The 14193-nt window shown below is 54.9% G+C and carries 13 protein-coding genes; 6 read left to right on the top strand and 7 right to left on the bottom strand.

Annotation, left to right across the window (positions count from 1 at the left end; translation table 11 throughout):
* Positions 1-16: 16 nt before the first annotated feature.
* The 3 genes from C4S74_RS23370 to C4S74_RS23380 all read right to left on the bottom strand — a co-directional run bounded on the left by C4S74_RS23370 (position 17) and on the right by C4S74_RS23380 (position 3268).
* A complete protein-coding gene (locus C4S74_RS23370) occupies positions 17-862 on the bottom strand; it encodes a carbohydrate ABC transporter permease (protein WP_103997738.1) in 846 nt (281 codons plus the stop codon).
* 13 nt (positions 863-875) lie between these two features.
* Positions 876-1829, bottom strand: a complete 954-nt coding sequence (locus C4S74_RS23375; protein WP_103997739.1) for a carbohydrate ABC transporter permease — start codon at positions 1827-1829, stop codon at positions 876-878.
* A gap of 77 nt (positions 1830-1906) precedes the next feature.
* Positions 1907-3268 (bottom strand): ABC transporter substrate-binding protein, encoded by a 1362-nt coding sequence (locus C4S74_RS23380; RefSeq protein WP_103997740.1) that lies wholly within the window; start codon positions 3266-3268, stop codon positions 1907-1909.
* Positions 3269-3798: 530 nt separating this feature from the next.
* Here C4S74_RS23380 and C4S74_RS23385 point away from each other — a divergent pair.
* Genes C4S74_RS23385 through C4S74_RS23400 form a run of 4 tightly spaced genes read left to right on the top strand, consistent with a single transcriptional unit; the run spans position 3799 to position 8847 of the window.
* Positions 3799-5184 (top strand): YheC/YheD family protein, encoded by a 1386-nt coding sequence (locus tag C4S74_RS23385; RefSeq protein WP_103997741.1) that lies wholly within the window; start codon positions 3799-3801, stop codon positions 5182-5184.
* A gap of 21 nt (positions 5185-5205) precedes the next feature.
* Positions 5206-6351, top strand: a complete 1146-nt coding sequence (locus tag C4S74_RS23390) for a YheC/YheD family protein (protein ID WP_103997742.1) — start codon at positions 5206-5208, stop codon at positions 6349-6351.
* Between the two features lie 4 nt (positions 6352-6355).
* A complete protein-coding gene (locus tag C4S74_RS23395; protein ID WP_103997743.1) occupies positions 6356-7723 on the top strand; it encodes a YheC/YheD family protein in 1368 nt (455 codons plus the stop codon).
* A complete protein-coding gene (locus tag C4S74_RS23400) occupies positions 7723-8847 on the top strand; it encodes a YheC/YheD family protein (RefSeq protein ID WP_103997744.1) in 1125 nt (374 codons plus the stop codon). Before C4S74_RS23395 ends, C4S74_RS23400 begins: the two co-directional genes overlap by 1 nt.
* Before the next feature lie 25 nt (positions 8848-8872).
* Here C4S74_RS23400 and C4S74_RS23405 read toward each other — a convergent pair whose 3' ends face one another.
* From C4S74_RS23405 to C4S74_RS23420, 4 genes are read right to left on the bottom strand one after another with little or no spacing between them, the layout of a single operon-like run.
* Complete coding sequence (locus C4S74_RS23405; RefSeq protein WP_103997745.1) at positions 8873-10132, bottom strand: glycosyltransferase family 39 protein; 1260 nt, start codon at positions 10130-10132, stop codon at positions 8873-8875.
* 39 nt (positions 10133-10171) lie between these two features.
* Entirely contained in the window at positions 10172-10543 is a 372-nt protein-coding gene (locus C4S74_RS23410; RefSeq protein WP_103997746.1) for an EamA family transporter, read from the bottom strand.
* Positions 10540-10929, bottom strand: coding sequence for a DUF2304 domain-containing protein (locus C4S74_RS23415; protein WP_103997747.1), 390 nt, complete (start codon positions 10927-10929; stop codon positions 10540-10542). The genes C4S74_RS23410 and C4S74_RS23415 overlap by 4 nt, the downstream gene beginning before the upstream one ends.
* Positions 10930-10943: 14 nt before the next feature.
* Positions 10944-11639 carry a glycosyltransferase family 2 protein gene (locus C4S74_RS23420; protein WP_103997748.1) on the bottom strand — a complete coding sequence of 232 codons (696 nt, stop codon included), beginning with the start codon at positions 11637-11639 and terminating at the stop codon, positions 10944-10946.
* Positions 11640-11914: 275 nt separating this feature from the next.
* Here C4S74_RS23420 and C4S74_RS23425 point away from each other — a divergent pair, with 275 nt between their 5' ends.
* Together C4S74_RS23425 and C4S74_RS23430 are read left to right on the top strand one after the other, a co-directional pair.
* Entirely contained in the window at positions 11915-12451 is a 537-nt protein-coding gene (locus C4S74_RS23425) for an NfeD family protein (protein WP_103997749.1), read from the top strand.
* Positions 12452-12475: 24 nt separating this feature from the next.
* Positions 12476-14029, top strand: coding sequence for a flotillin family protein (locus C4S74_RS23430; RefSeq protein ID WP_258042589.1), 1554 nt, complete (start codon positions 12476-12478; stop codon positions 14027-14029).
* Positions 14030-14193: the final 164 nt, after the last annotated feature.

A 14193-nucleotide genomic window follows, 5' to 3' on the forward strand; every position in this document is an offset into this window, starting at 1 on the left:
GAAAAGCGGCGGGCCGTTATTTGACCGCACCCGCTGTAATTCCGCTGGCAATTTGGCGCTGAAAAATGAGATAGAAAATCATGACCGGCACCATGGAAATGAGAAGCGCCGCAAACAGCGGACCCCATTCCGTCCGGTACTGCATCTCCCCCTGCATAACGGCAATGCCCACAGGAAGAGTGTATTTGGAAGGTTCGCTGTTGAGTACGACACCGAGAATGTATTCATTCCATGTATTCAGCACGTTGATAATGCTGACGGAAATGAGTCCCGGCTTGGCGAGAGGCATCATAATGCGGAAGAAAATGCCGTAGTAAGAGGCGCCGTCCATCATGGCCGCTTCCTCGATTTCAGACGGCAGCGTTTTGAAGAATCCGACCAGGACAAACACGCTGAACGGAATGGTAGAAACTGTGTATACGATGATAAGCCCAAGAAGGGAATTGGTCAATCCCATATCGCTCATCAGGAAGAACAAGGGAATCATCCCGAGGAACATGGGGATCATCATCGAAGCGATATACACGTAATAGAGGACGCCGCTTCCCTTGAAAGCAAACCTGGCCAGTATGTACGCCGTCATTGCGGAAAGCACGAGACCGGCCAAGACACTGACAACCGTAACAATGATCGAGTTCATAAAATAGCCGCCGAACTGGTATTTATCCCAAACGTAACTGAAGTTGGAGAACAACAGCGGAAATGTGGGTAGATGCCACGGTTTACCCTGGAAAAACTGCTGGTTATCCTTCAAGGAGCCGAGTACGGTCCAGATGAGCGGGTAAAGCACCATGATCGCCCACACGATTAAAAGCAGGTTGACGACTATGCGCCAAAACGGGTTTTTCAGTCCATCACTCATGCATATAACCCCTCTACGAAATTTCTAACGGTTCTCTTTTCATAATCCGCTGCAAGGCAACCGTCGTTACCAGAGATACAACGAGCGTTAATACGCCGATCGCGGCCGCATAGCTCAGGTGATACTGCCTGAAGCCCTGCTGGTACAAGTAGGAGCCCAGTACCTGGGTCGCATTGTCCGGCCCGCCCTCTGTCATAATCGAGACGATGATAAAGGAGCCGTTGAGCGTAGTCATCACGATCCAGATGACGGAGGTTTGAATCTGCTCCCATGTCAGCGGAAGCGTAATGTGCCAGAACTGCTGCCACTGTGTGGCGCCGTCGAGCCCTGCGGCTTCGTACAGCGAGTCCGGGATGCTCAAAATTCCCGCGATGAGAAGCAGGGTACAGAAACCGACGCCGGCCCAGATCGAAGGCGGAAGGAGCGCCCACATCGCCGTTGCCGCATCTCCCAGCCAAGGGAATATGAAATCCTCCTTTTTGATCGCACCGATCAGAGAGTTCAGAAAGCCCAGGTTCGGGTTGTAGACGTAGCGCCACAGCACGCCGACGACTACGACGGAAATCACGTTCGGGAGGAAGAAAATAGCCCGGTAGAACCCGGAGCCTTTAATTTTGAGACGGGTAAGCGAGACTGCAAAAAACAGGGCAAGCACCATAAAGCCGATCACTTTGCCCGCAACCAGAAAATAATCGTTCAGCAGGGCCTTCGGTATAATGGGGTCCTTGAACATTTCTTTAAAATTGTCCAGCCCGATAAAATTGTAATCCATGGAGCCGCCGGACCAGTCGAACAAGCTGAGATAGATGCCTTTCAGCATCGGGTAAACGGTGAATACGAGATAGAGCAGCAGAGTCGGAAGGATAAAAGATGCAATAAACAGATTGCGTCTTACCTTGGAGCGTCCGCTCTTCGGCTTTTTCGCCACGATGGCTCCGGCCGGGTTAGTGACAGGTGTTCCTTTCATGCGTGAACCTCCGCTTTCCTGGGAACGACAATAAGGGAATTCGCATTCCCTTATTATCACTCCGGAGATATGGGTGCTTATTTTTTCAATTTGGCGCGCTGCTTGGCTGCTTCGTCTTCCATACGTTTCGCCCACTCTTCTTTGGTGATCGTGCCTTGAGTCAGAGCCAGCGTGGAATCGTTACGCACTTTTTTGAGGTCTTCCGGAATAACCGGTTCCGGTGCTACGACCGTTTCCGGGGAGCTGTAGGATTTGATGGCCGTTTTGGCCAGGTTGCTTGCGGACGTGTTGTCGAGGTTCGTTTTCACGTTAAGCAGAGCGCCTGTCGCTTCCGCCCATTTTCCCGCCTGCTTCTCTGTAAAAATAAACTGGATGAACGCTTTTGCCGCTTCCGGGTTTTTCGCTTTTTTAGCGATACCCATCGTGGCCGTAGTCGGAATCGCTACGTTTTTGCCGCCTTTTTCCTGGGTAACGGACGGAATAAATCCGAATTCGAAGCCCTGCGGGACGTCTTTCTTCATTTCGTTCTCGACCCAGAGTCCGTTCGGGATAAAGGCCGCTTTATGCTGCAGGAACTGCGTTTGGGAATCCGTATGGTTCAAAGCGACGGAGCCCTTGTCGATAAAGCCCTTATCACGCATTTGAATGATCTTATCAAGCGCTTTCATAACCGGTTCGCTTTTGAATACGCCTTCTTCCATGTTGTTGATTTTCTTGATGATGGACGTATCGTAGTTGTTCGCCGCAACGGTTGCGGAATCCAGGAATGCGCCGTTAATGTAGTACGGGTACACGCCGGTGTGAATGTAGACGCTCATCTTGCCGGAAGCTTTGATTTTGTCGCCTACAGCCAGGAAGCTTTCCCAGTCCTTCGGCTCTTCCCAGTTGTTTTTCTTGAATTCGGCGCGGTCCCAGAACGTTCCCCAAGAACCGAATACGAGCGGAACGTCGTAGTATTTGCCTGCTTCGTATTCTTCCGGCTTGGAAATGAACAGGTCCATAATGTTTTTGCCGTCCGCGTTCTTGGCGGTTTTCAGCCAGTCGGTAATGTCCATAAGCTGGCCGTCCTGGTACATCGTTCTCGCGTTGGCGCCTGCGCCGTCGATATAAACCACGTCCGGCGGATTGCCTTGAATCCAGCGGGGTTTCATCTGATCGTTGATCTTGGCTCCCGCAGACTGCTTGATTTTCAGATCCGGGTTGGCTTTCTGAAACTCGTCGATTGCCGCTTTCCACCAGGTATCTCCGTATCCGCCGACAAAATACTGGATTTCGAACTCACCGGTCAGTTTCTTGCCCGCTTCTCCCGTGCCCGCGTTAGAGGACGCTCCCGGGGTAGCTGTCGGCGTAGTCGTTGTGCTTGTCTTGCTGCATCCTGCCGCGATTGCGGATACCATCATCAAAGAAAGTCCCATGTTGAGCCATTTGTTTCTTTTCATGTGTACAAACACTCCTTAAAGGTTCTTTTGTAATCGGTTTCAAACTGAAGCGGTCCCCCTGATGCTTTGTCAATCAACGCCTTCTTACCGGGAGTTCCTCACCTCCTTAGCGGCCCCGGAACAACAAAAAAAGGACATAGTCAAAGAAGCAAAATCACTTCTTTAACTAATGCCCTTTCGGTAACATGTTAAAGTTTGGGTATGTAGTTGTCGGGGTGAAGCTAATTTGAAATTACTTACATCTTACAAGGACTTTAGTCTCCCGTCAATCCTTTTGTTTACACTTTGTCCATATTTGTCATCCTGTGCCGCTTCTTCTCCCAGCCGCCGGCAGGGAATTCAGCTTCTCCCCTAATCCCCCTTTCGCGCAGGTCATTCCGCCTAGTACTTCCCCCGCCAAGTCATTCCGAAAGCAGGCTGAAACCTGACATTCGCCCTTGCACCAAGGGATATATGTCCTCATATGATGGAGTAATTCTTTAGTTTCAGCCGACGGTACCGCCGGTACCGCAAAGCGAAGGAGCTTTTCTATGACCCGCATCGTCCATGTCCGCAGCCTCGATCCCGCCCTCTACGAAGACGAGCGGACCGTACTGCTCAGCGCGGGGATGATCCGGGCGTGCCGGTTGGCCGCGGACAGCACCGTCAAGTTCCGCTTCGGTTCCGCGTCCTGCGAAGGGCTGGTCCGGACGGCTGCGGCGCCGGCCGCGAGTCCCGGCGAAGAGCTTGGCCTGCATCCGGAGCTGGCGCGCCGGCTCGGCATCCGCGGCGGGTGCAGGCTCTCGCTCGTGTACCAGCCCTCCGCCGCCACGCTTTACGCGGGTCCGCTCGTCGGCGTTCTGCTCAGCCGGCTTTACCCGTCTCAGGAAATGCCATTCGGTTCCATGACGGCTTTTTGCCGGGAACTGGGCAAAGCGGGCGAGGAAGCCGGGGTCAGCCTGTTCTTTTTCTCTCCCGAAGAAATGCACACCTTTCCCGATCTGGCGGGCCTGTATTTCGACGGAGAATGGCGAAAAGGAGTTTTCCCCGTCCCGCACGTCATATACAACCGGCTGACTTCACGAAAATACGAAAACAAACCCGAAGTCCAGCATTTTCTCAAAGCCGTTCAACTGCGTCACCAGACGCGCATTTTCAACGATAAATACCTGGATAAGAACGCCGTATTCTCCGCTCTGGGCGGTGAAGCCTCTCTCCGGGACTGTCTGCCGGAGTCTCATCCTTTCTCCAACTATCACATGCTGAAGGCCATGTCAGGCCGGCACCCTGTCCTTTTTATAAAACCGGCCTCAGGCAGTCTCGGCAAAGGAATTTTCCGCCTGCACGTCCGGGAGGACGGAAGCTGCGAAGTCCGGTTCTCCGCGCTCAGCGGAACCGTGGCGCTTCACTATCCCGATCTTTTCGAAGCCTATTCCCATATGGCGGGAAAAATCCGGACACAGGCTTATCAGATCCAGGAAGGTCTGGATCTGATGACGATCGGCGGCCGCCCCGTCGATTTCCGCGCCCTCGTACAAAGAGACGGCGATGGAGAATGGGTGCTGAGCTCCATCGTGGCCCGGATCGCGGCCGAGCAGCACTTCGTCTCCAACCTTGCGAGAGGCGGAACGATGACGGCCGTGCAGGAAGCGCTGGCGGGGTCTTCTTTGGCCTCACGCAAAGGGAGCATCCAGCGTACTTTAAAAAGCACGGCGCTGACAGTCGCTCAGGCTATCGGCAGCAACGTCAAGGGAACGTTCGGGGAGCTGGGCGTGGACCTGGCTCTGGACGCGGCCGGCCGGGTAAAACTGCTGGAAGTGAACTCAAAGCCTTCCCGCGAGGAATTCTCTCTTCCCTCCGCGTCCGACGAAGCGCTTGCACGGCCCTCCGTCAGGCGTCTCCTTGAATATGCCGTTTATTTGGCCGGCTTTATGTAAACCAGGAAGGCGGTGGGGCGTGTGGATCATGCAGCGAATCGGTATCTTGGCGTTTTGACCTCACCGGGCAAGGAAGCGCCCGCCGGAGATTCCGAGCCCTTTTTCCGGAGGCTGAGCCTGCATGGGGCGGCGGCAGGGATCGAGGTCATCGTGTTCAGCCCCGATGGAATCTCTTTCGAGTACGAGACGGTGGACGGCTTCCTGTACAATCCGGCGGAATCCGCCTGGAGAGAAGGCACCTTCCCTCTTCCCGCCGTCCTTTATGACCGCTGCTTTTGCTCAAGTGCCGCGGAGCAGCGGCTTTACCGCCGGCAGCTGAACCGGCTTCACGGGCTGCCCGGCATCCGGTTTCTGGGCGGAGGCCTCCGCGGCAAATGGGACGTCCAGCGCCTGCTGGCCGCCGACCCGGCTCTTGCCCCGCATTTGCCGCTTACCCGCCGCCTGACTGCGATGCGCCGGCTTGAACGGTGGCTGGAGCTTTACGGCGCCGCGTTTCTAAAGCCCGAAGGGGGCATGCACGGCAAAGGCGCCCTGCATGTTTACCGGAGTCCCGGCTCGGATTATCCCTGGAGCGTACGCGGCCGCGACCGGGCGAATCGTCCGGTGCGGCATGATTTCGGCACGGTGCAGGAGATGCTGGGCTGGGTCCGCGGCTTCATAGGCAATCGCCGTTACTTGCTCCAGCAGTATCTGCCGCTGACTACCACGGACGGTACGGCTTACGATATCCGTTCTCTTATGCAAAAAGACGGACGCGGCCTGTGGAAGCTGACCGGGATGGTTGTTCGCACAGGCGGTCCGGGGAGCGTCACATCGAACCTCCACGGCGGCGGCACCGCCCGCGCGGCCGAAGCTTTTCTGAAGGAACAGTTTCCAGCCCGGGCGTCCGGCAGGCTGATGAAAACTCTGTCCGTTTTATCCCATCGAATTGCGCTTATTCTGGAATCGTCGCATGGGCGTCTGGCCGAGCTGGGCATCGATTTCGGCGTTTGCCGGGATGGACGCATCCACATTCTGGAGGTTAATTCCAAGCCCGGCAGAGCAGCCTTCCAGAGCATTGACGGCGGAGAAACCGCCCGCTCAGCCGCCTCTAATCCGGTCCGGTATGCCGCCTATTTGCTGAGAACGCAGCGGGAACCGGCAGGGGCAACAAGTTTAGGAGGGTAACCCAATGAGTTTGACGACGTGCACGGTTCACGTAAATTCCAAACAAGAAAAAAGCATTTTGGTATCCGGTGAACTGGCCAAGGCGCTGCGCTTGTCGAAAAGCAAGTCGCTGCAGCTCCAGGTCGGCTCCAAAACTGTTACACTTCCGGCCCGGTATATCAAAAAAAGCGGACTCCACCTCTATCTGCCCCAGTCCGTCATTACTTCCGTGAAACTTCCGCGGATCGGTCCGTGCCTGGCAGCGAGCGGAAGCGGCAAAGATATCCGGCTCGGTCCCGTCATCGGGATTCTGACGAATGTGGCCAGCTCCGCGTCCGGTCCTTTCGGAACGAGAACCCCGTTTATCCGCTCGCTGATGCAGCCGGGCGAACGCAAATCGTTCCACATCGCCTTTTCGCCCAAAGATGTAAACTGGCAGCAGGGAACCGTAAACGGCTATATGCTTCAGCCTCAGGGAGGCTGGGTCCGTAAAACCGTTCCGCTTCCGGATGTCGTTTACAACCGGCTTCCCAGCCGCAAGGCGGAGAAATTGATCTCCATGGAGGACTTCAAGCAGCGCTTCGTGAAACGGAATATCCCACTTTTTAACTGGGCTTTCTTTGACAAATGGGATGTGTACCGGCTGCTTGAAGACGATCCGGCTTTTAAATACGTGCCGGAATCGGTTCTGGGCCCTTCGGCGGAGCAGTTGAAGGACCTTCTCACCCGTCACAAATTTATTTATCTGAAGCCGACGGCCGGAAGCCTCGGCATCGGTATTTACCGCATTACGTATTCGACGGACCGCGGATATTTCGTCCGTTACCGCCGCAACGGCAAGAATGTGCTGCTTCGCTTCAACAAATTCGAAGGTCTCGTCAAAATGCTCGGCATCAACCGCGGAAAGCTGACCAGCTATGTGACCCAGCAGGGAATCCGGCTGATCGAGATCGACGGCTGCCCCATCGACTTCCGCTTCCATCTGACCAAGAACGGCAGCAACCAGTGGGTCGTCGCCGCCATCGGCGCCAAAAAAGCGGGCAAGGGAAGCGTCACGACCCATCTGCGCAACGGCGGTCAACTGATGACGGCGGAGCAGGCGCTGAGGCAGGTGTACGGCAGCAGAAGCGACGCCGTTTTGTCCCGGATGAAAGAGACGTCCATCGAGCTTGCGGAAGCGATCGAAAAAAATTACAATCACCGTTTGGGCGAGCTGGGCTTTGACCTCGGCATCGATCAGAACGAGAAAACATGGATGTTCGAAGCCAACGCGAAGCCCGGACGTTCCATTTTCAAGCACCCCGGTTTGAAAGCCCAGGATAAAGCCTCCCTCAACTATATCTATGAGCACTGCGTCTTTTTAAGCCGCTTTCGTGCGAGGAGGGATGGTTAGTGGACGTTAGCGCCCATAAAAAGCAGCAGCCTCTGTGCATCGGAATTTTGACCACACCGGATCCAAAGCGCCGATTTTCGGGAAACCGCGAAAACTTTATTGATTTGATCAAAGCCGGCTACGAACAGGGTGCTCTCGTTTATGTCGTCACTACATCCGATTTGAAACTGAGCGGCAAGCAGGTTCAGTCCTACTGCTACCAGCTGGCTACGAAGAAATGGAACAAACAGCTGATGCCTCTTCCCGACGTCATTTATAACCGGATTCCGACGCGCCGTCTCGAAATTCAAAGCGACGTGCAGCGGACAATCCAAGCCTGCATCCGCAGCAAACAGGTGCACTTGTTCAACCCGTTTTTTTTCGACAAATGGACGCTCTTCGAATGGCTCGATCAGTCTCCTGAAACGCGCAAATACGTGCCCGTAACGAAGCAGCTGAACAATCAGGCCGTCCTGGAGACGATGCTCAAACGGTTCCCTTTCATCTACCTCAAACCCGTTGAAGGAAAGGCCGGCAAGGGAATCATGCGCCTGGAGCGAATCACGAAAAAAAGCGGAGCCCAGACCTACAAGCTGACCATGCAGGAAAATATGAACTCCCACTACGAGCTCTTTACGAACTTGACCGATGTGTGGAACCGCATTGCCGAGAACAAAAAGGACGAAAGCTACATTATCCAGCAGGGAATCCGGCTGTCGAGCTTTAACAAACGTCCTTTCGATCTTCGCGCGCTTCTTCAGAAAACATCGAAAGGCACGTGGAGCGTAACCGGGATCGGAGCCAGAGTGGCCGGCAGGCGGAGCATTACAACCCATGTGCCTCGGGGAGGCTCCATCGACGATCCCGCACGTCTGCTGGAAAAATCGTTTGGCCCGGCCAAGGCCAAAGGTATTCTCCAGCGGACCCGGAGCGCCGCTCTCCTAATGGCGAGCAGCGTGGAACAAACCTCGAAGCAGAAGCTCGGAGAGATGTCGATGGATCTGGGCGTCGATCTCGACGGCCGCATCTGGTTTTTCGAAGCCAATTCCAAACCGATGAAATTCGACGAACCCCACATCCGCAAAAAATCGCTGGCCCGCATTATCGGCTACAGCCTGCATCTGGCAAACAAAAAGAGCAAATGAACCCATAAAAAAACCATCCCCCGATTTACGGAAGGGATGGTTTTTGATGTTTGCGGCTGTCGCCCGCGCCCGCTCTTCTCCTGGAATTCCAGGCTTGGAGAATCGCATAACCGGCAAAAAGAGCCATAAACGGCATGAGCGGAGCCGAGTACCGCGAATGCGCCAAATATATCATATGCAGCATGGACATATAGACGAACATCACCGTCAGCAGGTAAGTCAGCCGCTTCTCCCTCGCCAGCCAAATTCCCCGGATTCCGAACCCGAGGATCGTATAGTGAATCCCAACGGGCAGAATGAGACTCACCCAATTCGCGGCGTTCCAATAATACACGTCCCCCCAGAACGTCACGAACTTCCCGATCGTATACCACTGGAGATAGTACAGCGGCTGCTCCGCAAAACCCGTTCGGATCCGTTCCTTGGCCCACTGCGTATCGAACGCGTCATTGACCCACAGATCGTCGGAGGAGTGCCACGTCCGCTGTTCGGCCAAGGGCGGAGGCCCGTATGGGAACGTGCCGAGAAGCAGCGGGTTTCCGCTCGATTTCGTCAGCGGAATAAACTGCCCTCCGGATACTTCGTAATTGCGGACCCACCACGGCATGAGGCAGAGGACAAATACCACGGCCGAAACCGTCAGACAAGCGGCCAGCCTTTTCCACGGAATCGTGCGCCAGTAAATGAGAAGCAGCAGGAAAAATCCCGGCCAAAGCGCGATTGTAGGCCTGACGTAAACGGCAAACGCCCATACCAGTCCGAACCAGACGGCATTCCCCGCGTTCGGCTTGTCCATCGCTCTCAAGGCGCCGTGCACCAGAAGCATCAAGGCAAGCACAAACAGGGCTTCCGTCAAAATATAAAAGGAGATGTTCCACATCGGCGGATAAACGGCCGTCAACACGACAGCGATAAGCGCGGTTTTCTCGTTGAAAAGTCTCTTTCCGATTTTGAACAAAAGAATCATCGAAAAAGAAACCATCACGACCTGAACTACCCGAATCGTCTGCTCCAGCACGTGCCCGGTTCCGATTCCGCTCATAAACAGGGCGATAAACGCCGGAAGCGCGGGAGTGATAAATACCGTCGGCTTGGACGGGTCATTGTAGGTAAACATTCCTGTTTCCAGCCAAATCCGCGCGGTTTCCAGATAAGACTGGTCATCCGATCCCAGGTTGTAGGAGGAACCGTATGTGAATACCACCGCCAGCTTCAGCAGTGTCGTGAGCAGCACAACGATCCAGAGCCAGCCCCGGACCGGTACAGATCGAAGCCTGTACATCATGATGCATTCCTCCGCTTTCCCTAAAAAAATAAAAGCGCGTTACGAATAACGCGCCGATAAACCGATCATTCCCACGCCGATCAGAATCACGACACAACCGGCGATTTTAAGGAGCGACAGCTGTTCGTTGAACATATAATACGCGCCGATGACGGTAATCAGATACGCGATGCTCTGCATCGGGTAGGCGATGCTTATATCCACTTTATTCAGGATAAACAGCCACAATACCGTCGCAAGCCCGTAAATGAAGAGGCCCCCCAGAATAAACGGGGAAAACATAAGATGAATGATGCTCTGCAAGCTTTCGAAAGGGTCCGCTTTGCGTGAGAGCCCGTATTTCCACAAAAATTGGCCGCTTACGAGCATAAGCGTGTTCAGTAAAATCAGTCCGATATGTAACGGATTCATGGCGCTTCCCGTCTCCCCGCTCCTGTGTAGCTTTCTTGATTTCGGCTTTGTTCCTTAAGCCGCATGACTTCGTTCTCCAGATACGCGTGCTCCTGAGCGAGCGTCTTGATCTGTTCCTGCTGCTTGGACAGCAGGATCGTCTGGTGGACGAGCAGGCTCAGCGTAACCACGATCACGATCAGGAAGATCAGCGACGGCATATACGACACGCCGATCCAGAGAGCGAAGCGGTTGAGCAACGGGATACAAATGCCCGTGACAAGTCCCGCCAGCGCGATCATAATCCAGGTGAACGCGTGGCGGTCTCTTAATTTGTGCTTGCTGGTGTAGAAAAGAATCTGAAACAAGAAAATGACCGTAACTCCGATCGTAATAGCCTGAATCAAAATAAGTGCCCTCCCTAGAAGCTTCTCCGGATGATCGAAAACATGGTTACTTTCAGCATGTAATACACCGACCGGATGGGATTAATGGACGAAACTCCGCCCTGCCGTTTTTTCATCTCCACGCTGATTTCTTTGATCCGGTATTTGCTGCGGGCCATGGAAACGAGAATTTCCACTTCCGGATAATCAACCGGATAATAGGTCGCAAACTCCCCGATGATCTTACTGTTGACGATCCGGTATCCCGAAGTAGGGTCGAAGATCCGGTTTCCCGTAAGAAGGCGGATCAGCATGTAGAAATAATAGATGCCTATCCGTCTGGGTAGGCTGCTTTTGTAGGAACTCTTCTCGACAAAGCGTGAACCGATCACCATATCGGCGCCGGACTCCCGGATTTCCCGCACCAGCTTATCGATGTCCCGGGCGTCATGCTGACCGTCCGCGTCGAGCTGGATCGCATATTTATAGCCGTGTCTCGCGGCATAGCGATAGCCGGTCTGCATGGCTCCGCCGATGCCGAGATTGACGGGCAGACGCACTCCGTTATAACCCCGTTCGCGGATGATCGCCGCCGTGCGGTCTTTGGAGCCGTCATCCACGATCAGATAATCGTACTCAACGTGTTTCCGCAAATGATCGACGGTCTGTTCGATGGCGTCTTCTTCATTATAAGCCGGAATAATAATGAGTACATCACTTTGTCTGGACATTACTTCGTCCTTCCTCCTTCATTGCTTTTCAATCACCTTGTCCGGTTGTGTCAATCAAGTTGTACAGGCGCTTGGCGGCAACTCTCTTTATTCTTTAGTAAGAACTTTGTATTACTTGTTTCAAATCAGCTTTAACTAGTATATAGGATATCCCTCGCGCTGGAAAGGACAACTCCCGAATCATTACCCCCGTTAATTCCATGCCGAAACCCTTCTAAGCCTTGCCCGTATAGTATCCCATACCAATATCCAGTATTTGATAAGGGAGGGACCACATGGAAGTCTGGTATTGGGGCCTTTTTACAGCCGGCATTCTTTTCGCCTTGGCTACCCTCATTTTCGGCGAAATTCTCGGCCATCTCTCAGGTATGCTTGACTCCGCTTACGGACACCATCTGCCATTCCTGCAGCCGGCTGTTCTCGTCGGGGGAATTACCACCTTCGGCGGAGCCGGAATTCTGCTCTCCAGGTACACGGAACTGACTGACTGGCAGAGCGGAGGGCTTTCTCTGCTGATCGCCGCCGTATTATCCGTCCTGGTGTATCTCGTCTACGTCAAGCCGATGGAGAACAGCGAAAATTCGGTCGCTTTCTCGCTGCAGGAGCTGGTCGGCAAAATCGGTGAAGTCACCGTGCCCGTGCCCGCCTCGGGTTTCGGCGAAGTCATGGTGCGGACCGGCGGCGGAGTGACTAACCAGATCGCGGAAAGCTTCGACGGACGGAGCATTCCAAGCCACCTTCGTGTCGTCGTCGTGGAGGTAAAGAACAGCGTACTGCTCGTCTCCCCGCTGGATTCCGATCCTCTTAATTAAACAAGCAAAGGAGTTTTGCCCATGATGAACACAGATGTACTTCTCATCCCCGGTATCGTAGTCGGCGTTATTCTCATTCTCGGTATCGCCTTCTGGGCCCGCTACAAAACGGTCAGTCCCGATGAGGCAATGATCGTTACAGGCTCATTTCTGGGAAGCAAAAACGTCAGCATCGACGATTCCGGACGCAAAATGAAAATCGTGCGCGGCGGCGGCGCGTTTATTCTGCCGATTTTCCAGCAGTCCCAGTTCCTTTCCCTGCTTTCCCACAAGCTGGACGTCATGACGCCGGAAGTATACACCGAGCAGGGAGTGCCGGTTATGACGGATGCCGTTGCCATCATTAAAATCGGCGGCTCCGTCGAAGATGTGGCGACCGCGGCCGAGCAATTTCTCGGCAAGCCGACCGAAGCGCTGAAAAGCGAAGCCCAGGAAGTTCTCGAAGGGCACCTGCGGGCGATTCTCGGTTCCATGACTGTCGAGGAAGTATACCGCAACCGGGACCGTTTTGCCCAGGAAGTTCAAGGCGTAGCAGCGCGTGACCTCAAAAAAATGGGCCTGCAGATCGTCTCCTTCACGATCAAGGACGTCCGCGACAAGCACGGCTACCTCGATGCGCTCGGCAAACCGAGAATCGCGGCCGTGAAGCGCGATGCGGACATCGCCGAAGCCGAAGCTATACGGGACTCCCGTATCCAGAAGGCGAAGGCCGAGGAAGAAGGGCAGAAAGCCGAGCTTCTACGGGATACGAACATCGCCGAGGCCGGCAAGGAGAAGGAATTGAAGATCGCTGCCTTCAAGAAAGACCAGGATATGGCCAAGGCCGAAGCCGACCAGGCTTATCACATCCAGGAAGCGCGCTCCAAGCAAAGCGTAGTCGAGGAGCAGATGCGCGTGGAACTCGTCCGTAAAGAGCGCGAAATTGACCTCGAATCCAAAGAGATTTTGCGCCGCGAGAAGCAGTACGACGCCGAGGTGAAGAAGAAAGCCGACGCGGACCGGTATTCGGTCGTTCAAGCAGCCGAAGCCGAGAAGTCGCGCAAAATGCTCGAAGCGGAAGCGCTTCAGTTCCGCATCGAAGCGGAGGCCAAGGCGATGGCCGAGCAGAAGCGGCTTGACGGTCTGGCCATTGCCGACGCCGACCGGGCCCGCGGTACGGCCGAAGCCGACGTCATCCGGCTGCGCGGTCTCGCCGAGGCCGAGGCGAAGCAGCGGCTCGCCGAAGCGTTCGAGAAGTTCGGCGAAGCGGCCGTGCTGGACATCATCGTCAAGATGCTTCCGGAGCTGGCCGGCAAGGTGGCCGAGCCGATCAAAGGCATCGACAAGCTGACTGTTGTCGATACGGGCCACGGCGAAGGCGCCGCGCGCATCAGCAATTACGTGACCTCGCTGATGGCCACTGCGCCGGAGATGCTCAAGAACGTCTCCGGAATCGACGTCGAGGGGCTTATCAAAGGCTTGACGACAAGAAGCGCCAAGCCGGCAGCGAAGCCGGCTCCCCTTACCGCGGAGCTGGAGCCCGCATCCGCAGCAGGGGCCATCGCCGCCGCCAAGGAAGACGAACCCGGAACCGCCTGATCGCCTCGATCGGCTGACCGGCCGCAAGCAATCCGATGGGAGGAGCACAGCCTCCCTGCCAGGAAAAGAGAAGCACTCCCACGCGGGTGCTTTTTCTTTTTTTCAGGCAGACGGCGCGGTCCGCAATGCCCCTGACCCCGTACACCGGTCTTTTTCGCAAGACA

The organism is Paenibacillus sp. UNC499MF (genome assembly GCF_900107975.1).
Taxonomy (GTDB): domain Bacteria; phylum Bacillota; class Bacilli; order Paenibacillales; family NBRC-103111; genus Paenibacillus_F.